This is a genomic window from Variovorax sp. YR216, assembly GCF_900107745.1.
In the GTDB taxonomy this organism is placed as follows: domain Bacteria; phylum Pseudomonadota; class Gammaproteobacteria; order Burkholderiales; family Burkholderiaceae_C; genus Variovorax.
In genome coordinates, this window is sequence record NZ_FNRO01000010.1 from 162,137 (window position 1) to 181,376 (window position 19,240).

Sequence of the window (19,240 nt, forward strand, 5' to 3'; positions counted from 1 at the left end):
CAGGCGTACACCGTTTCGCCAAGGTGCACTAAGCTGATTCGCGGTGGTGCGCCGCGGGAGCGGCGCGACGGGAACAGGCCTTGGATCAAGGAAGCTGCATGAGGGAATCGGTCCGGATCGGGGAAAAGCGCGCCATCGCCATCGCTGCAGCCATGGTCGCGTGTTCGTTCAACGCGTGGGGCGACGCAATCGTCCAGGGCGGCAACACGACGGTCAACCTCGACAGCCTGCCCAGCACGGGTCAGGGCAATGCGATCACCGTGCCATTGGGCGTCACCGTGAACGTTGCGAGCGGGCAGGCGCTGTACGGGCAGAACAAGACGTTCCAGGTCTTCAATCTGGGGGTTCTTGCGAGCAGCGACCCGAACAACTTCGTCGTGCACCTGCAGAACGGGAACCAGGTGAACAACACCGGCCTGATTCAGGGCAACGGCGGGGGCGTCACGATGGTCAATTCCTCGGGATCGCTGACCAACAGCGGCTCGATCATCGCGACCGCAGGGCCCGGCGTGATGTTCCGGGCGGGCGGCACGGTGAACAACGAGGTGGGCGGCACGATCTCGGGCGGCACGTACGGCATCTATCTGCTGAACGCCAACGAGAGCGCGACGAACAGCGGGACGATCACAGCCACCAATGGTGCGGCGGTGAGGCTCGAAGGCGGCAATCTCGGCTTCCAGAACAACGCGGGCGCGAAGGTCGGCGGCACCAGCTACGGCGTGCAGTTCGTCAACGGCTCGCAGTCGATGACCAACAGCGGCACGGTGAGCGCATCGACCGGGATTGGGGTCGACTTCAGCGCGGGCGGCACGCTGGTCAACAACGCGGGCGCCTCGATCAGCGGCGCGCAGATCGGCGTGCACACCCGCAACGGCAGTGCCGACATCACGACGGCGGGCACGATCAGCGGCGGCACCTACTCGGTCCAGTTCGAGACCGGCAACGGCAAGCTGACGATGCAGACGGGCGCCTTGCTCAACGGCCCGGCGCATGGCGGCGGCACCAGCCGCGTGGTGTTCCAGGGGCAGGGCACCGCGCGGAACGACTTCCTGAGCTTCGGCGCGCTCGACATGACCGGCGACCGATGGACGCTGCTCGGCCGGACCGAAGCGAAGACCAGCACCGTGCAGAGCGGCTTGCTCGCGATCGGCGAGCCCGGCTCGTCCGGAGCGAGGCTGGTGGCCGACACGATCACGGTGAACCAGGGGGCTGCGCTTGCGGCCTACGACAGCGTGCTGAGCGGGAAGCTCACGAACAACGGGCTCGTGTACATCGGCGCCGGGCTGGCCTATCCGGGCGCGACGCAGGCATCCACGGTGCTGCTCGATGGATCGATGACCAACACGCGCGTGCTCGCGCTGAGCGGTGGCGCACCGTGGGGCAACACCTTTCGCATCACCGGCAACTACGAGGGCACCGGGGTCTCGACGCTGTTTCTCGGCACGTTGCTCGACGACGACTACCTCGGGCCGATCAGCAAGCAACTGACCGACCGGTTGCTCGTGGGCGGCAGCGCGAGCGGGCATACCTACGTCAATGTCGTGACGCGCATCGATTCGCTCTCGGCGATCCAGGCGGCCATCGCAGCGGCTGCGAGCCGGACGCAGGTGTCCCGCACGAGGGTTCTGGCCGACGGCCAGCAAGTCGGCCAGGACGTGGTGTCGCCGGACACCGGCGTGTCGATCATCCAGGTGGCTGGCAGCGCAACGTCGACGACGTTCACGCTCGAACACGGCTACGTCACGGGCGGCACACCGTACCAGTACCGCCTCTACGCCTTCGGGCCCGGTTCCGCGAACGGCGCGGCATCGGTCGCCCAGAACCTGGTCGGCAACGCGAACAGCTACTGGGACTACCGCCTGACGCGGCCGATCGCGGAAGTGGTGCCTCCCCCTCCACCGCCGCCACCACCGCCACCGCCACCGCCACCGCCACCGCCACCGCCACCTCCGCCGCCGGGTCCGCCGCCCCCACCGCCTCCGCCGCCTCCGCCGGCACCGCCTCCATCACCGGAAGTGATCCCCCCGGCGCCCAAGCCGGATGGGACCGACAACAGCCGGCCTCTCGTGGCGCCGCAGGTGCCTTCGTACCTCACGCTGCCCGGCGCGATGCTCAACGCCGGCCTGCAGGACATCGACAGCCTGCATCGCCGCCTGGGCGAAGTCCGCGACACCGAGCGCCTCGGGTCGAGCGACGACCGCGAAGGCTTCGCGCGGGTGTACGGCAGCTCGTACGACTACCGGACCAACCTGGGCTTCGGCGCGTTCGGCTTCGGGGCCAAGCAGGACTACGCTGCGCTGCAGGTCGGCGGCAGCGCCATCGTGCGCCGGGACGATGCCGGCACCTGGCGCGTGGGCGGGGCGTTCAGCCTCGGGCGCTCGCAGCTCACGCCGACCTCGCCGATCGACGGCAGCAGCCAGACCGACACCGACACGCGCAGCCTCGCGGCGAACGCGACCTACCTCGACCGCCAGGGCTGGTACGCGGACTTCATCCTCTCTGGCGGGACCTTCAGCTCGAGCTCGAAGACGACGGCCTACTTCGGCGGCGAAGTCGCGAACTTCGACGGCCGTTCGCTGGCTGCGTCGGCCGAGGTGGGCTATCCGTTCGCGATCGGGTCGACCGGCTTCGAGATCGAGCCGCAACTGCAGTACGTCTGGCAGCAGGCGCGCTTCGACGACTTCTACGACCAGGACGAGATCAGGACCCGCATGGGCAACCAGAGCCAGAGCATCTGGCGAGTGGGCGCGCGGCTCACGCGGCCGATGGAAACGGGCAACGGCACGCGCCTCACGCCCTATCTGAAGGTGAACTACCTCTACGGCGCGAGCGACCCGGGGTCCATCTACGTCGGTGGCACGACCTTCCAGCTCGGCAGCTTCGGCAACTCGTGGCAGGTCGGCGGCGGCGTCAGCGGCATGGTCAACAAGCGGCTCTCGCTGTTTGCCGACGTGACCTGGCAGACGAACAGCGGCACCGCCGGATGGCGAAACTGGGCCTTCAGCGGCGGGTTGCGCTACACCTTCGGTGGTGGCTAGGCGCGATCAGGCCTTCGCTTGCGTGCCCGGCTGCTGCTGTCCGTAGGCCGCAACGGCTTCGTCCACCGTCGCATAGAAGGTCTCGGCGCCGAAGCGGGCGAAGAGCCCAAAGCGCTTGAGCTTGTCCTTGACCGGATCCTTCATCTCCGCGAAGCAGAGCTCGATGTTTTCGGCCTGCAGGCTGTCGTCGAGTTCGGCCACGATGTCGGCGGCGGTCACGTCGACGCTGGTCACCGGCTCGGCCGCCACGACCACCCAGCGCACCGGTGTGGGGGAGGCCTTCACTGCCTCCATCACGCGGTCGCGGAAGAGCTCCGCGTTGGCGAAGAACAGCGGCGCGTCCCAGCGGAAGATCACCAGCCCCGGAATGCGCCGCGCCTGCGGGTAGCGCGTGATGTCGTGAAAGCCGTCCACCCCATCGGGCTGCCCGAGCACCGCGGAGTGCGGTCGCCAGCCATCCCAGAGGAATTCGGCGATCGCGATCACGAGCGCGATGCCGATGCCCGGGATCGCGCCGAACACCGCGACGCCGATGAAGCAGATGATCGACAGCCAGAACTCCCAGCGCTGGATGCGGTAGATGCGGCGCAGGTCGGTGATCTCGATCAGCCCGATGGCCGACGCGATAACCACCGCCGCGAGCGCCGTGGTCGGCAGGTTCCGCATCAGGTTGGGCGCGGCGAGCAGCAGCACCGCGATCGCGATGGCGCCGACGACGCCGGTGACCTGGGTGCGTGCACCGGCCGCCTCGGCCACCGGCGTGCGCGATGCGCTGCTGCTGATCGGCATGCCCTGGAAGAACCCGGTGGCGAGGTTTGCGACACCGAGCCCGACCATCTCCTGGTTGGGATCGACCGGGGTGCGCATGCGCGCGGCATAGACGCGCGAGAGTACGCTCGTGTCGGCAAATGAAACCAGCGCGACCGCGAGCCCGCCGAGCAGCACCGGGCGGATGTCATCGAGCTGGATGATTGGCACCGAAGGCGTGGGCAGCCCCTGCGGCAACGGGCCGAGCACCTTGAGGCCGGTCTGCGTCGCGAGATCGAACAGGCCGGCGGCAATCGTCGCGGCGACCACGCCGATCAGCACGGCGGGCGCGCGCGGCACCCGCTGCAGCAGCAGGATCGCCACGAGCGTGCCGGCGCCCACGAGCAGCGTCACGCCGTGCGTCTTGCCGCCGGCGATGCCTTGCAGCAGGGCCCAGGTCTGCTGCAGAGGGCCTTCGCCCTCGACCGAGAAGCCGAAGAGCTTGGGCAACTGGCTCAGGAGCACGGTGAGCGCGATGCCGTTCATGTAGCCGTAGCGGATCGGCTTCGACAGCAGCTCGGTCACGAAGCCCAGCTTCGCGAAGCCCGCGGCGATGCACACCAGCCCCGAGACGATCGCCATCGCGCTCGCGATCGTGATGGCGCGCATCGGATCGCCGGCCGATAGCGGCAGCACCACCGCGAGGATCACCGCGGCAAGCGCGGAGTCGGGGCCGAGCACGAGGATGCGGCTCGGCCCGAAGAGCGCGTAGGCCAGCAGCGGAACGATGGTGGCGTAAAGCCCGTAGATGCCCGGCACGCCCGAGGCCTGCGCATACGCGATGCCCACGGGCACCAGCATGGTCGTGAGCACGAGACCGGCCACGAGATCGTGGCGCAGCGCGGACACGCTGTAGCCGCGCAGGTTGCGCAGGCCCGGAAGCCAGCGGGAGACAGAGATCACAGAAGCCATTCGATCGGCAGTGTCGCGCCGATATCGACGAAGGTCCGTTCCAGCCATCCGGTCTCCGGGTCGGTGGTATAGACCTTGCCGCCCGCATCGGCCCATCGCAGCGACCCGTCTTCGGCGAGCGTGACGCGGTACGCGATCGACGGATAGGCGTCGCCGACGACCGCGTGCAGCTTCGACGCCATCGCGGGGCTGTCGATCACGAGGCCCATTTCGGTGTTGAGCCGCGCCGAGCGCGGGTCGAAGTTGAACGAGCCGACGAAGATCGAGCGTCCGTCGACCGCATAGGTCTTCGCATGCAGTCCGGCCTTGGAGCCGCGCCCGATCTCGTTCGCACGCGCCATGATCGGCGCTGCCTCGGGCTTGAGCTCGAAGAGCTGTACCCCGGCCTGCGACAGTTCCTTGCGGTGCTTGACGTAGCCGGAGTGCACCGACTTCTCGTCAGTCGCCGCGAGCGAGTTGGTCAGCACGCGCACCTGCACGCCCTGCTTCGCGAGGCTGGCCAGCGCTTCGGTGCCCGCGTTGCCCGGCACGAAGTAGGGCGAGATGATGTCGAGCGACTTCACCGGTTTGCCGAAGGCGGTCATCAGCTTGGGCAGCAGGAGCAGTTCGGTCCTGGTTTCGGGACTCAATGTCTTGCCGGGGTCGTCATGCACCACCGTGGCGGTCGTCCATTCGGGTTGCAGCGTATGCGCGAGCATCCGCTGCACGACTTCGGCGTGCGCGATGGCGTCGGCGTACTTCGCGGTGGTCGGGTCGTCGCGGATCGTCTGCGCGCGACGAGCGAGCGCCTGCCGCGACTCGGGCTCGACGCCCGCAAGGATCTTCTTCGCGGGATAGGCCGAGGGGCTGTTCCAGAACAGGTCGAACTCCGAGGACACCGACTTCACCACCTCGCCGAATGCGATCACGTCGAGGTCGACGAGGCCGGTGTCCGCGCCGGCCTCGAAGTACTCGTCGGCGATGTTGCGTCCGCCGACCACCGCGACCACGTTGTCGACGGTGAAGGACTTGTTGTGCATGCGGTGATTGAGCCGGGTGAAGTCGGCAAGAAAGCCCAGGCCGCGTGCGCTGCGCCCTGCATAGGGGTTGTAGAGCCGCAGGTCGAGCTTGGGCTGCGAAGCCAGCAGTGCGAGTGTTGGATCGAGACCGACGGTGTTGAGATCGTCCAGCAGGATGCGCACGCGGACGCCGCGCTCGGCGGCGCGCATCGCCTCGTCGAAGAGCAGCGTGCCGGTCGCGTCGTTGTGCCAGATGAAGGTCTGGATGTCGATCGATCGCGTCGCCGCGCGTGCGAGCGCGATGCGCGCACCGAAGGCGACATGGCCGTCATCGATCGCGACGACGCCCGTCTTGCCCGGGTGCTGCTGCGCGAGCGGAACGACGGCGCTGCCGAGCGGGCCTTGCGCGGACGGCGCGATCGAGTGGGTCTCCGGCCGGTCCTCCTGGGAGGGCAGGGTGCCGCATCCCGCGAGCAGGGCGACAGTAGCGATGCAGGCCGCGCCCAGCGCCCGATGGATTCGATGATGAAGCCCTTGCAGCAGGTGAGGCATCGAAGGCGCAGCGGTGGCTAGTAGACCTCGGGCACGTACTTGACCGGGTAGCTCGACTCGTGCGAGTCGCTCTTGAGGTGCCGCTTCGGCAGCTTCACCTTCTCGCGCGGCGCTTCCTGGTAGGGGATCTGCGAGAGCAGGTGGCGGATCATGTTCAGCCGCGCGCGCTTCTTGTCGTCCGAGCGCACCACGTACCAGGGTGCCCATGAGGAATCGCTGGCCTTGAACATGTCGTCGCGCGCGCGGGTGTAGTCGTCCCAGCGGTTGTAGGACTTGAGGTCCATCGGCGACAGCTTCCAGATCTTGCGGCCGTCCTCGATGCGGCCCTTCAGGCGGCGGGTCTGCTCGTCCGGGTTCACTTCGAGCCAGTACTTGAGCAGGATCACGCCCGAGTCGACGATGGCGCGCTCCACCAGCGGCACGCCCATCAGGAAGCCCTTGGCCTGCTGTTCGGTGCAGAAGCCCATCACGCGCTCGACGCCGGCGCGGTTGTACCAGCTGCGGTCGAAGATGATGATTTCGCCCGCCGCGGGCAGATGGCCGAAGTAGCGCTGGAAGTACATCTGCGATTTCTGGCGCTCGGTCGGCGCGGGAAGCGCGACCACGCGGAACACGCGCGGGCTCACACGCTCGGTGATGGCCTTGATGGTGCCGCCCTTGCCCGCGCCGTCGCGGCCCTCGAAGAGGATGCACACCTTGAGGCCGGCGTGCTTCACCCACTCCTGCAGCTTCACGAGTTCGATGTGAAGGTCCTTCAGGGCCTTGTCGTAGTCCTTGGTGGACAGGGGGCCGGACTCCGCCTTGGGCGCCACGCTGTCGGGCACTTCCTCCGGCGCTTTCGATGCCGCTGGCTCGGCTTCGCTGCGGTTCGACTTCTTGTCTTTCTGCATGGCGATTTCCTCGTGTCTTGCATTCATGGCTGCAGGTTGACCTTCTGCCAGCTCGTGTCGGGATCGAAGCGCGTCATCGCGCGCGCGGTTGCATCGGTGTTGGGACCGAGGTTCTTCTCGTACACCACGCCGTCATGGCTGACCATGAAGCTCATCACGCCGGTCTCGCCGTATTTCACCGGCCACGCGACGAGCGCGAAGCCACCGCGCATGCGCTTGCCGATGACATAGTCGTAGGCGCCGCCCGGCGCGTTCGCGCCCTGCGCCTTGAGGATCTTGAAGTGGTAGCCGTGGTAGCCCTCGCCGGGACGCGCCGGCGCGTAGATCGGGCCGAGCGGGCTCTCGGGTTCGCCGGCGGCGGTGGGCCAGTAGAGGCCGTCGTGCTTGCCCGGCGAACTGGCGAACTTCTGCGCGTATTCGAGCACGTGGTTGTCATCGCGATCGACCTGGGCGTATTCCTTCTGCGCGTCGAAATAGGCGAGCACCGCGTTCATGGCCGCGAGCTCGTTGCGGCCGATGCGGCGGGTCTTCATCTGATCGACACCGGCGGCCGGATCGAAGTGCCAGCCGCCCGCACCCTTGACGATGGGGATCGGCAGCGTCCAGTCGGCGTCGCCCGCGGACAGCAGCGCGCGGTTGGGGCCGTCGGCCACCACCTTGTGCTGCTTCGCGTAGGCCGCGAGGAAGTCGTAGATGTCCTCGCGGTCGACTTCGCCGGCGGGCACGAAGCGCTTCCAGTCGTCGCCGAGCACGGTGCGCAGCGCGCTCTCGTCGTAGTTGGCGATCGCGCTGAAGAAGGCCTGCGCCGCGGCGTCGGCGCTGGGATAGGCCTTCTGCGCGAACGCCGGAGCCGAAGCCAGCGCAACAGCCGCAACGGCCATGGCGACAGCATGCTTGATGCGGATGAATTGGGGCATGGTGTGTCCTCGTTCGGAGATGGGTTGCTTGATGCGGATCAACGGCGTCCGCCGCCTCGACCGCCACCACCGCCACCACCGCCTCCGCGCATGCCACCACCGCCACCGCCACCGGCCCGGGCGCCACCCCCGCTGAATCCACCGCTGGCCCGTGCGCCACCACCGCCGCTCATGGACTGCCGGCTTGCTGCGCCGCGGTCCATTTGCTGGCGGGCCTGGCCGCTGTTCGCGCCGCGCAGGGCGTTGTCGCCGCCGCGCTGCTGAACCTGCTCGAAGCCCCCGCCGCCACGCCCCCCTGCGCCTGCGCCTGCGCCACCGCGGTCGCCGCCGCCGAACTGGCCACCGCGATCGCCGGTGCCTGCGCCGCCACGGTTGCCGACCTGGGCACCGCGATCGCCGCCACCCGCGCCACCGCGGTCACCGAGCTGGCCGCCCCGATCGCCGCCACCCGCACCGCCCCGGTCGCCGAGCTGGCCACCCCGATCGCCGGCACCCGCGCCGCCCCGATCGCCACGGCCGGCGCCCTCGGCAGCCCGCTGCGCGCGATCCCGCGTCCCCGGGTCGTTGCGCAGGTTCTCGCGTCCCTGGCCCGGATCCATGCCGCGCTGCTGCAGGGCCGATTGCGCCTGCTGGCGCTGCGCGTCGCGCCCGGCGTTGTCGCGGCCACGGAAATCGGCTCGGTTCTCGGCGCCCGGCACGTTGCGGCCGAATTGCTGCTGGCTGCGCTGGTCGCGATACGGCGTGCCGCGCCGGTTGGCCGCGTTGTGCTGGAAGCTCTGGTTCGCGGAGATCTGCCGGTTGGTGTTGATGCTGTTGTAGCGGTTGGCGTTGATGTTGACGTTGCCACCGCCCCAGTTCGCATTGCCCCATAGTGCACCGACGGCCGCCACGCCGACGCCGAAGGCGATGCCGGTGGCCAGCGCCGCGCCCGGATACCAATAGGGCGCGGGGGCGTACGCATAAGGGGGGTAGGCCGGATAGGGCCACGCGCCGTAGACCACCGCCGGGTTGTACGACGGCACGTACACCACCTCCGGATTGGCGGGCTCGATCTTGATCACGGTCTGCTGCGTCTGTGGCTCCTGCTCGACGATGACCTTCTGCTGTTCATTGGTCTTCAGGCTGCCTTGCTGCTGCGCCTTGGTCCGCAGCCGCTGGGCTGAATCGAGCACGTCCTTCGACGACGCCAGGAAGGCATCGCCGACGTTCTGCACCCAATCGGGCTGATCGCCCATCATCTGCAGCACCTGCGGGAAGGCGACGAGCGACTGCACGCTCGGGTCCCAGGGCTTGTCCTGCACCGCTTTCACGGCGGCATCGCCCTTCTGGTTGGAATTGGCCTTGGACCATTTGGCAGCGTCGGCCACGTCGGCCGGGTAGGTCGATGCCATCAGAACCTGCGAGAGCAGTGAGTCCGGATAGAGGGCGATGGGCGCCATCATCTGGTCGAGTTGCTCCCGGCTGAAGGGCTGCGATGGCTGCGACATCACCGTTGACGAAAGCAGCGCCAGCATCAGCACGAGGATCCGCGCGAAGCGGCTGGAAAGGAAACGCATGTGACTTGCTCCTCTTCCTGTAGTGATTCGCCGAAGCCGATGCCCATGGGCGGCGCGGTTGGGCTGCCAGCATACGAGGCTCAGGCAAACCCCGCAATTGGATATTGGTGCGTCAACCCTACGATCCAAGGTGCATGTTTCGTGAGAACAAAGCCGTAAATGGAACAAAAAACTCGTACAAACCAGGCCGGGCTCCACAATAAAAGTCGTAAGCGGAGCCTCTGTTGATCGCAGCATTTCCCTGCGATATGAGGCGCGGTCCAATACACCAGCGAGCACTTCCAGGAGTTGCTCAAGGAGCAAGGCATCACCTGCAGCATGAGCCGCGCGGGCGAGGTCTGGGACAACTCGGCCATGGAGAGCTTCTTCAGTTCACTGAAGACTGAGCGCACGGCCAGAAAGGTGTACCGGTCCAGGGAGCAGGCTCGCGCCGATGTGTTCGACTGCATCGAGCGGTTCTACAACCCAACCCGTCGTCATTCGACGCTCGGCTACGTCAGTCCGATACAGTTCGAGAAAGCTCAAAAAGCTTAGGTCGGTGTCCACGGAATCGGCAGCAGCCCACACCTCTGGATCCACGGGCGAGGTCGTTTTCGGTTGATGTTGTCGCCAGTTCCTTCGGTACTTCTAGTTTCCTACGCCAAACACCAGCCGTTCGAACACGTCGGGCTCCCCCATCTGTCCGCCCTTGAGCATCAGCTCGATCCCATCCAGTCGCGCGTCGTCGCTGTGCAGCCGGCACAGCGGCACGCCGGGCGCAACCACCCCCTGGTAGGCCAGGGCCCAGGCATCGAGGGCGCGCACCGCCAGGCTCGAGGTGTCGCCGCCTGCGATGCCGACGCGTCGCACGGCCGGAGCGAGGCGCAGCACTTCCTTCAGCAACAGGCCGCCCGCCTGCGCCAGCGAACCCGCCGGCAGTTCGGCGCGCGCACCATCCTGCGCGACCGTGCAGGCCAGCATGTGCCGGCCCGAATGCAGTCCCGACGTCAACTGCTGCGCGGCATCCGCCAGGTAGTCGACATCGCCCGAGGCCAGGCGCTCGGCCGACAGGCGCAACAGATCGAACGAAGCCGCGCCACTCACCTGCGCAGCGGTGACCGGCGACAGGCTGCCGGCCAGCACCAGCACCGGACCATCGGCGGGATAGATGGCTTGCGCTTGCGAAGCGACTTTCGGATGGACGGCATGCGCTATGGCTTCCACCACGCTGCTCGGCCCCACAGCCAGCACCGGTTGTCGTCGTGCCTGCGCCCACAGCTGCCGGCCCAGCAAGGGCAGGTGCGCAGCTGCGGCCACGTCCCATAGCAGCGCGCCGTCGTGCTTCGCGGCGCGCAGGGAAAGTGTCTCTTCGTCTTCGGCATAGGCGGTCCAGGGCACGAGCGCGATGCCCTCCAGCCCCTGACTTGCCAAGTGCAGGCGCAGGTCCGCTTCGTTCATCGGCGTCACCGGATGCCGGCTCATCGTGGGATGCCGATCGATGCGGAACACCTCGCCCTGCGCACCGGCCGCAGCGAACAGGTTGCCGAAGAGGCAGTAGCGGCCCAGGTTGGGCTGGCCGCCCACGATGGACAGCCGTGGCGATCCGAGGGCCGGCGACAGCAGGCGCACCGCTTCGCCGATGCTGCCCACCTGCGGCGCGCTGTCGAAGGTTGAGCAGGTCTTGTAGTGCAACACGCGTGGCGTCAGTTCGCGCGCTAGCACGGCCACGGGGGCGAGCTCCTGACGCATGGCCTGCGGGCCCATCGAGCGCGCGGCGCCGGCGATGCCGATGCAGTCCAGTTCGCCGACGGCTTCAAGGCGTCGGGCGTCGGGCGTGCCCAGGAAGAGCAGCGTGCGCAGCCCTGCGCGCGCCGCCGTTCCGAGCGCATCGGTGGCGCCGGTGAAGTCGTCTCCGTAGAAAAGCAAGGCAGGCGGATTCATTTTCCGAAGAAGCGCAGGGCCGCGGCCAGCTCGGGTGCGTCGCTCGCCGCGTCCTGCAGGCTGCTGCCGGCACGCACCGCGGCCCAGGCCTGGCGCAGGCTGGTGACGCCGGCTGCAGCGCCATCCGGGTGCGCGAGGATGCCGCCGCCGGCCATGAAGAGCAGGTCGTCGCGGCCAATGGCGTCCCATGTGGCAGGCACGGTGCCGGCCCACTGGCCGGAAGAGAAGGCGGGCAGCACCGCGTCGTCCAGGCCGGCGGCCAATGGCGTGTAGCAGGCATGAGCCGAAGAGATCACTTCTTCGTCGTCCTGTGCAAACTTGCCCTGCAGGCCGTGCACGTGCATGTGGTCAACGCCGGCCAGTCGCCACAGCGCCTGGTAGGCGTCGAAGCCGATGCCCAGCAGCGGGTGCCGTGACATTGCGCCGTAGCCGTTGCGGTGGCCGTGCAGCGCCAGGCGCGTGCGGCGCCGCAGCGTCTGCACCGCGGAGAAGCCGCACCAGTTCAGGCTCACCATCACGCAGCTTCCGCCTTCGCGCTCCACCAGCTCGGCATGGCGCAGCATGGCCTCGGTCTCGTCGCTGATGTTGAAGGCCACCATCACGTGCTTGCCGGTGCGCTCCTGGTGCGCGCGCACGGCGGCCATCACGCCGGGTACGCGCTCGGCGAGTGGCGCGTGCGCGGGGTTCGCGCAGACCTCGTCGTCCTTGATGAAGTCCACCCCCGCGGCGCATAGGCGTGCCACCAGGTTGCCGGTGTCCTGCGCCGTCATGCCCACGTTGGGTTTGAGGATGGTGCCCACCATCGCGCCCTGCGCCACGCCGGTCAGCCGGCGCGTGCCGGCGATGCCTTGCACCGGCAGTTCGAAGCGCGCTCGGTAGGCCGCCGGCATGTCCACCGACTCCAGTCGCAGGCCGGTGACTTCGCCGAGGTCGTACAGGTTGCCGGCCACGGTGGCCGCCAGGGTGGGCAGGTTGGCGCCGATGTTGTCGGCCGGGAAGCCGATGCGGACCCTGAAGCGCCGGTAGTGGCCGGTGACGCCCTTGCGCTGTAGCCAGGCGTTGGGCAGCGCCGGCTCGGCCACGCTTTCCAGCGGCTGAATGGACTCGACCGTCGCCCGTGCCCGCTGGCGCAGCGCATCGGTCTCGCCCTCCACGCGGGTGAAGGTGCCGCAGGACTGTTCGCCTGCCATCACCTCGGCCACGTCGGTCGGGTCGAGCGGCGTCTCGACGATGTAGGTGGCGCGCACGCGCTGCATGTTCATAGCGTGTCCAGGTCCGGGAAGGGGCGCACCGGGTCGCGGCCGTCCCAGCCTTCGGCGGCCTCCCGGATCATCCGGAAGAGCTTGCCCTTTGGACCGGCCACCTCCGACAGCTCAATCGTCGTGCCGGGGTGGTAGCCGTGCTGGCCGGTGTGATCCTCGAAGTACACGAAGCGCCCGCGCTTGCCCACCTCGCCGCTCATGCACACCTTGAAGCCGGCGGCCTGCGCGCGGCGGAGGTCTTCGTCGAAGTTCTCGGTCCAGTAGGCGAAGTGCTGCGAGCCCACGTGGCCGGCGCCCTGGAAGTCGCGGTACATGGAGGGCACGTCGTTGCGCGTCTGCAGCAACTCCACCTGCAGTCCGCCGGCGTTGGCCAGGGCCACCGAGTTGTGCGGCTCGTAGCGTTCGCCGCGGTAGCTGTAGTTGCGAATCGGCACGCGCGGGTTGTAGAACCAGGGGCCCACGCCCAGCACGCGCGACCAGTAGTCCATGGCCGCCTCGATGTCGGGAACGAGGTAAGCCACCTGGCGGATCTCGCCAAAGAATCTGCTCATGAGAATTGCCTTGAAGAGCCCCGCCGAGAGGGCGGGGCGTTGAGGGAGAAACGAGTTACTTGCTCAGGAAGCCGGTCGAGAACCAGGGCACTGCCGCCACCAGCACCAGGCCAACCACCAACGCCACCAGGTAGCCCCAGATCGGGCGCATGCCCTCCACCGGGTCGACCTTGCCGATGGCGCAGGCCGCGTAGTAGCCCACGCCGAAGGGCGGCGCAAACAGGCCCAGGCCCATCGACAGCACCACCACCATCGCGTAGTGCACTTCGTGCACGCCGACGGCTCGGGCGATGGGGAACATCAGCGGGCCGAAGAGCACGATGGCCGGGATGCCTTCCAGTACGCTGCCCAGCACGATGAAGGCGATGACCGAGATCGCGATGAAGCCGGCCTTGCCGCCTGGCATGGCTTCCATGGCCCCGGCCAGGTCCTGCGCGAAGCCCGACTGCGTGAGGCCCCAGGCCATGCCGGTGGCCGCGCCGATGATGAAAATGATCGCTCCCGACAGTGCCGCCGTCTCGATCAGCATCGGCAGGATGCGCCTGAAGTCGAACTGGCGGTACAGGAGCAGCCCGGCCAGCACCGAGTACGCTATGCCGATGGTCGACACTTCCGTGGCGGTGGCCACGCCCTCCACCACCGCCGCGCGGATCACGAAGGGCAGGGCCACAGCCGGCAGTGCGTAGACGAAGGCCTTGCCGATGGCCTGGCCGCTCGCGCGTTCCACGCCCGACAGGTCTTCATGCCGGTAGCGCCACCACACCACCGCGCACAGCGCCAGGCCCAGCACGAGCCCGGGCACCAGGCCACCGGTGAACAGGGCCGCGATCGACACGCCGGTCACCGAGCCGATGGTGATCAGCACGATGGAGGGCGGAATGGTCTCGGTCTGCGCGCCCGTGGTGGACAGGAGCGCCACCAGCTCGCCCGGCTTGGCGCCGCGCTTCTTCATCTCGGGGAACAGCACCGGCGCGATGGCCGCCATGTCCGCCGCCTTGGAGCCCGAGATGCCCGACACTAGGTACATGCCGCCGATCAGCACGTAACTCAGGCCGCCGCGAACATGCCCGAGCAGGCTGGCGAGGAACTGCACCATGGCCTTGGCCATGCCGGTCATCTCGATCAGCAGGCCCAGAAACACGAAGAGCGGAATCGCCAGCAGGATCAGGTGCGACATGCCCTCGTCCATGCGGCCCACCAGCACCAGCATAGGCGTCTTCGTGGTCAGCGCGAGGAAGCCGAAGGTGGCCAGCGCGAAGGAGAAGGCGATCGGCACGCCCGCGAACACGCAGGCCCCCACCACGCCGGTGAAGAAGATCAGCAGGTTGAGCTTGCCCAGCGGCATCAGCACCGGCGCCATCCACCAGAAGGCCGCGCACAGCACGCCGACCAGTGCGAGCGCGCCTAGGGTGCGACCCGGCGTGCTCACGCGCAGTAAGCGAAGTAGGCTCACCAGCACCATCAGCGCCACGCCCACCGGCAGGGCCGATGCGCGCCACGCGTTGCTGATCTCCAGCGCCGGCGTTACCACAATCGCTTCTTCCGAGGCGTAGTCGAAGGCCGGGTGCGCGATGAGCAGCAGGAAGGCCAGTGAAGCGGCCAGCGCCAGCACGTCGAGGAAGGCGCGCACGCCCGGCGAGGCCTTGGCCGCGAAGGCCGTCATGCGCATGTGCTCGCCGCGGCGCAGTGCCACCACCGCGCCCAGCATCGACATCCACAGGAACATGATGCCGGCCAGTTCGTCGGACCAGACCAGCGGCGAATGGAAGACGTAGCGCGACACCACGCCCGCCAGCAGCACCACGATGTTGGCCAGCACCAGCCCGGCCGCCGGGATCTCGGTCAGCCGGCCCAGCCAGCGGTCCAGCGCATCCACGCCGGCGCGCCATCCGGCGGCCGCCGCCGATGCTTGCGCGCTCGCGCCGTGCATGCCCATGGTCGGGGCTGCGTTCACTTCAGGACACCTTCCCGGCCGTGGCTTCGAGCAGGCCCCAGGCCTCGGCGCCGAACTTGTTCTTCCACTCGGCATAGAAGCCGGATTTCTGCAACTGCGCACGGAAGCTGTCGGGCGCCGCGGTGTTCAGGGCCATGCCCTTGGCCGTCAGGTCGGCCTGAAGCGACTCGTTGAGCTTGCGCAAATCCTCGCGCTGCTGCAGGCCGCCCTCGTTGAAGGCGCGTGACACGATGGTCTTCAGGTCGTCGGGCAGGCCCTTCCAGGCGCGGCCGTTGACCACCAGGTGGTAGCCGTCCCAGCTGTGGTTGGTGACCGAGCAGAACTTCTGCACCTCGTACAGCTTGGCCGTCTGCACGATGGCCAGCGGGTTCTCCTGCGCGTCCACCACCTTGGTCTGCAGGGCCGAGTACACCTCGGAGAACTGCAGGCTGGTGGGCGACGCGCCGAGCGACTTGAACATGGAGATGCCCATGGGGCTCACCGGCACGCGGATCTTCAGCCCTTCCAGGTCGGCCGCCGTCTTGATGGGCCGGGTGCTGGTGGTGGTCTGGCGGAAGCCGTTGTCCCACATCCTGTCGAAGGTGTAGAGGCCCACCTTGGCGAAGGCGGCGCGGATCGCGTCGCCCAGCTTGCCATCCACCGCGCCCCACACTTGGTCGTAGCTGGAGAAGGCGAAGCCCACCGCGGTGATCGCGCTGATGGGGGCCACGGTGGCGATCACCATGGTGCCAGGGTTGAAGATCTCCAGGCCGCCGCTGCGCACCTGCGCCAGCATGTCGGTGTCGCCGCCCAGCTGGTTATTGGGGAACACCTTGATCTCCATGCGGCCGTTGCTTTCCCTTGCGATGCGGGCCGCCACCTCGTTGGCGCGCACGTTCAGCGGATGGGTCACCGGCAGGTTGTTGCCGAACTTGAAGCTGAACTCCGGCGCGGCATGCGCCAGGCGCGGCAGCGCGCCGACGAGGCCGACGGCCGGCAGCGCGGAAAAGCTGCGCAGCAGGCTGCGTCGGCTGAAAAGAGGCGATTGGGTCATGTCTTGTCTCCTGTTCTTGTGAAGTCTCTGCCGTCTGTGAAGAGGGCGGCGCATGATGTTGTGGTGTCCGCTATCGCGCCTGCCGGGGAAAGATAGGGCGGCCGCGCGCGGGGCGCAAACCGCGAGTCTGATGGTTTTTGATGGATGCTGCAGTCACTCCTTAGTTGCAGCGCACGTGCATGCCGCCGTCCACCAGCAACTCCACGCCGTTGATGTAGCGCGCCTCGTCCGAGGCCAGGAACACAGCGGCGTTGGCCACGTCCCAGCCGTCACCCATGCGCCCGGTGGGCGAGAGGCGGTGGCGCGCCTGCACCATCTCTTCCGTGCTCTGGTAGAAGCCCGAGATCTGCTTGTAGATGTGGGGCGTATCCATCACGCCCGGCAGTATGCAGTTGGCCCGGATGCCCTTGGCCGCGTACTGCAGCGCGACGCTCTGGGTGAACGAATTCACCGCGCCCTTGGAGGCCGCGTACGCGCAGTACGCGTAGCCCGTCCACCGAACGCCGCCCAGCGCGCCGATGTTGACGATCGCCCCGCGGCCCTGACGCTCCATCAGGGGCAGCACGGCCTTGCAGGTGAGAAACATGCTCTTGACGTTCACCGTCATCACGCGGTCCCAGGTTTCTTCGCTGGTTTCCACCGGACCGCCCTGGGAAGTGATGCCGACGTTGTTGTGCAGGATGTCGATGTGGCCGTAGCTCTCCAGCGCCACCGCCACCGCTTGATGGACCTCCTCGAAGACGGTCACGTCGGCGGCCACCGCCTGCGCCGCGAAGCCCTCGCCGCGGATCAGCTCGCAGGTGGCCCGGGCCAGCGCCGCATCGCGGTCCACCGCCACCACTTTCGCGCCATGCCGTGCATAGGCCACCGCCGCCGCCTTGCCGTTGCCCCAGCCCTCGCCGGCCGCGCCGGCACCGAACACCAGGGCCACGCGGCCCTTCAATCTGTCGCGTGTCTCCATCGATGCTCCTGCTTCTTCCGTTGAGTTCGCCGTATCGGTTGCCGCGAACAGGCTGCTTACGATAGGCTCGCTGCCGCCAGGTTCCAAACAAACGGCATGATGGTTTTTGATGGATAGATGGAGACAAGCTCGATATGACACGCAGCCTTCCCGGCGTGGCCGACGTGGCGCGCCTCGCCGGCGTCTCCACCGCGACCGTGGACCGCGTGCTGAACCGACGCCCCGGCGTGCGGCCTGCTACCGTGCAGCGCGTGGTGCAGGCCGCCGCCGAACTCGAGTACCTGCCGCGCCACGAGCTGCATGCGGCACTGGCGCCCGAACCCATGCAGCTGCTCTTCATATTGCCCGACCGCAGCAGCCGCTTCCTGCGCATGCTCGGTGAGTGGGTGGGCTACTCGCAGGAGCATTGGTCGCCCTTCAACGTGAACTGCAAGACCGCCTTCATCCAGAGCTTCGACCCCGAGGCGCTGGCAGGCATGCTGCGCCGGCGCGGGCCCAAGGTGGACGGCGTGGCCTTTATGGCGCTGGAGCATCCGCTGGTGCGCGAGGCGGTCGACCGGCTGGCCGAACTGGGCGTTCCCTCGATCACGCTGGTGTCCGACCTTTCGCATTCGCAGCGCGTTGCCTACGTGGGGCTGGACAACCGCGCTGCCGGGCGCACCGCGGCCTATCTGATCGGCCGCTTCCTCGGCCCGGCGCGCCGCGCCAAGGTGGTGATGATCGCCGGCTCGCTCAGCTACCGCGCGCACGAGGAGCGAGAGGCCGGCTTCATTCAGCTATTGGCCGAGCAGTATCCGCAGCTTCGGCTGCTGGACCTGCGCGAGGGCTACGACGACGAGCGCACCAACTACCGCCAGACGCGCGCCCTGCTGGAGCAGCACACCGACCTTGCGGCCATCTACAACATCGGCGGCGGCGCCGAAGGCGTGGGCCGCGCGCTGAAGGAAAGCGGGCAGGAGCACAGGGTGGTATTCGTCGGCCACGGGCTTACGCCAGACACGCGCGCCCTGCTCATCGACGGCACGATGGATGCACTGATCAACCAGAGCCCGCAAAGCGCCATCCTCACCTGCGTCCGGATCTTCACGAACCTGCGGGACCGACGCGACATGATGTCGGGGGTGGAGGCCACCCGCAGCCAGGTGATCTTCAGGGAAAACCTGCCCTGATGTCGAAACGCTGTCGCTTAGGGAAAAGGTTTCCTGTCTCACGTGAGTAAAACAGGTTGCGAATATCCGAGCCACCGGATTAGTGCACTTGAACTAAGTCCAAAAGTCAGATGCGACTCGATGGCGCCCCTGCCTTCCAGCGGCCAAGCAGCGGGGGCCGGACGTTCAATTGAGATCGAGCCTGCGCCGTCTCGGACAAAGCATTGGAGTTTGGTCGAGCTCGGCTAACTCATCTGAATGCGGGATATGGCTCAGTAAAAGAGCCACCTGGCAGTCGCTCTCGTGTTCCGAACCGGAGGACCGCTTACGCGGCACTCCCGCGGCTCAGTCCAGCCAGGAGGCGCCGTTAGCGCCAGGAGCAGTCGCGGCACGCTCAATCCGAGGTAGACGATTCAGATGCCACCCCGCGTCGCGCGTCGGCTACCTGCTACGGCTGGATATTTTGGTTCATGTGGAACAGGTTGCCCGGGTCGCACTTGCGGTTGATCGACGCCAGCTTGTCGTAGTGCGGTCCGAAATTGTCCCTGCAAGTGAATCTGGACGAGGATGGGCGCCCGTCATTCGAGCTCACCGAAAACGGCAGGGACGATAAGGTCGACAGCGACCGGTCGATGGCTGAGGCCGCGGCCCGCGAGCCACTTGCGCACGGCGTTGGTGGCCAGGCCGTGCGCGAGGGCAACGGCCGAGACCGACGCGCCAGGCCGACGGCACTCGGCCGCA

14 protein-coding genes and 1 pseudogene are annotated in these 19,240 nt (G+C 67.7%); 3 read left to right on the forward strand and 12 right to left on the reverse strand.

The genetic code is table 11. The annotated features are described in order from the left end of the window. Positions 1 to 98 precede the first annotated feature (98 nt). The gene (locus BLW05_RS23010; protein WP_093165883.1) at positions 99 to 3,038 is read left to right on the forward strand and encodes an autotransporter family protein; all 2,940 of its coding nucleotides are present in this window, start codon (positions 99 to 101) and stop codon (positions 3,036 to 3,038) included. Between the two features lie 6 nt (positions 3,039 to 3,044). Here BLW05_RS23010 and BLW05_RS23015 read toward each other — a convergent pair whose 3' ends face one another. Genes BLW05_RS23015 through BLW05_RS23035 form a run of 5 tightly spaced genes read right to left on the reverse strand, consistent with a single transcriptional unit; the run spans position 3,045 to position 9,670 of the window. Beyond that, positions 3,045 to 4,757: a SulP family inorganic anion transporter gene (locus BLW05_RS23015; RefSeq protein ID WP_218135213.1), complete on the reverse strand. Its 1,713-nt coding sequence runs from the start codon at positions 4,755 to 4,757 to the stop codon at positions 3,045 to 3,047. Continuing rightward, positions 4,745 to 6,307, reverse strand: a complete 1,563-nt coding sequence (locus BLW05_RS23020; RefSeq protein WP_093165885.1) for a phospholipase D family protein — start codon at positions 6,305 to 6,307, stop codon at positions 4,745 to 4,747. Before BLW05_RS23020 ends, BLW05_RS23015 begins: the two co-directional genes overlap by 13 nt. A 17-nt stretch (positions 6,308 to 6,324) precedes the next feature. After that, positions 6,325 to 7,197, reverse strand: coding sequence for a polyphosphate kinase 2 (gene ppk2 / locus BLW05_RS23025; protein ID WP_093165886.1), 873 nt, complete (start codon positions 7,195 to 7,197; stop codon positions 6,325 to 6,327). A gap of 23 nt (positions 7,198 to 7,220) precedes the next feature. Then, positions 7,221 to 8,114: a DUF2950 domain-containing protein gene (locus BLW05_RS23030; protein ID WP_093165887.1), complete on the reverse strand. Its 894-nt coding sequence runs from the start codon at positions 8,112 to 8,114 to the stop codon at positions 7,221 to 7,223. Positions 8,115 to 8,152: 38 nt separating this feature from the next. After that, positions 8,153 to 9,670, reverse strand: coding sequence for a DUF3300 domain-containing protein (locus BLW05_RS23035; RefSeq protein ID WP_143044899.1), 1,518 nt, complete (start codon positions 9,668 to 9,670; stop codon positions 8,153 to 8,155). A gap of 261 nt (positions 9,671 to 9,931) precedes the next feature. Here BLW05_RS23035 and BLW05_RS23040 point away from each other — a divergent pair. Continuing rightward, positions 9,932 to 10,204 (forward strand): annotated as a pseudogene (locus BLW05_RS23040) (IS3 family transposase); the annotation flags it as partial. 93 nt (positions 10,205 to 10,297) lie between these two features. On the opposite strand, the gene BLW05_RS23045 reads toward BLW05_RS23040, so the two are convergent. From BLW05_RS23045 to BLW05_RS23070, 6 genes are all read right to left on the reverse strand, one after another. Beyond that, positions 10,298 to 11,590 (reverse strand): four-carbon acid sugar kinase family protein, encoded by a 1,293-nt coding sequence (locus BLW05_RS23045; protein ID WP_093165888.1) that lies wholly within the window; start codon positions 11,588 to 11,590, stop codon positions 10,298 to 10,300. Continuing rightward, positions 11,587 to 12,852: a ribulose-bisphosphate carboxylase large subunit family protein gene (locus tag BLW05_RS23050; protein ID WP_093165889.1), complete on the reverse strand. Its 1,266-nt coding sequence runs from the start codon at positions 12,850 to 12,852 to the stop codon at positions 11,587 to 11,589. The genes BLW05_RS23045 and BLW05_RS23050 overlap by 4 nt, the downstream gene beginning before the upstream one ends. Next, positions 12,849 to 13,403, reverse strand: coding sequence for a VOC family protein (locus tag BLW05_RS23055; RefSeq protein WP_093165890.1), 555 nt, complete (start codon positions 13,401 to 13,403; stop codon positions 12,849 to 12,851). The genes BLW05_RS23050 and BLW05_RS23055 overlap by 4 nt, the downstream gene beginning before the upstream one ends. Before the next feature lie 55 nt (positions 13,404 to 13,458). Next, on the reverse strand, positions 13,459 to 15,333 hold the full coding sequence (locus BLW05_RS23060; RefSeq protein ID WP_256330458.1) for a TRAP transporter large permease: 1,875 nt from the start codon (positions 15,331 to 15,333) through the stop codon (positions 13,459 to 13,461). A gap of 25 nt (positions 15,334 to 15,358) precedes the next feature. Then, positions 15,359 to 16,390: a TRAP transporter substrate-binding protein gene (locus BLW05_RS23065; RefSeq protein WP_093165892.1), complete on the reverse strand. Its 1,032-nt coding sequence runs from the start codon at positions 16,388 to 16,390 to the stop codon at positions 15,359 to 15,361. 160 nt (positions 16,391 to 16,550) lie between these two features. Next, positions 16,551 to 17,351: an SDR family NAD(P)-dependent oxidoreductase gene (locus BLW05_RS23070; RefSeq protein ID WP_093165893.1), complete on the reverse strand. Its 801-nt coding sequence runs from the start codon at positions 17,349 to 17,351 to the stop codon at positions 16,551 to 16,553. A gap of 134 nt (positions 17,352 to 17,485) precedes the next feature. Between BLW05_RS23070 and BLW05_RS23075 the strand changes: the two genes are divergently transcribed. After that, complete coding sequence (locus BLW05_RS23075; protein ID WP_093165894.1) at positions 17,486 to 18,520, forward strand: LacI family DNA-binding transcriptional regulator; 1,035 nt, start codon at positions 17,486 to 17,488, stop codon at positions 18,518 to 18,520. A 427-nt stretch (positions 18,521 to 18,947) separates the two neighbouring features. Here the strand turns inward: BLW05_RS23075 and BLW05_RS36855 are convergent, their stop codons facing one another. Continuing rightward, on the reverse strand, positions 18,948 to 19,091 hold the full coding sequence (locus BLW05_RS36855) for a BBE domain-containing protein (protein ID WP_177142778.1): 144 nt from the start codon (positions 19,089 to 19,091) through the stop codon (positions 18,948 to 18,950). Between the last annotated feature and the right edge of the window lie 149 nt (positions 19,092 to 19,240).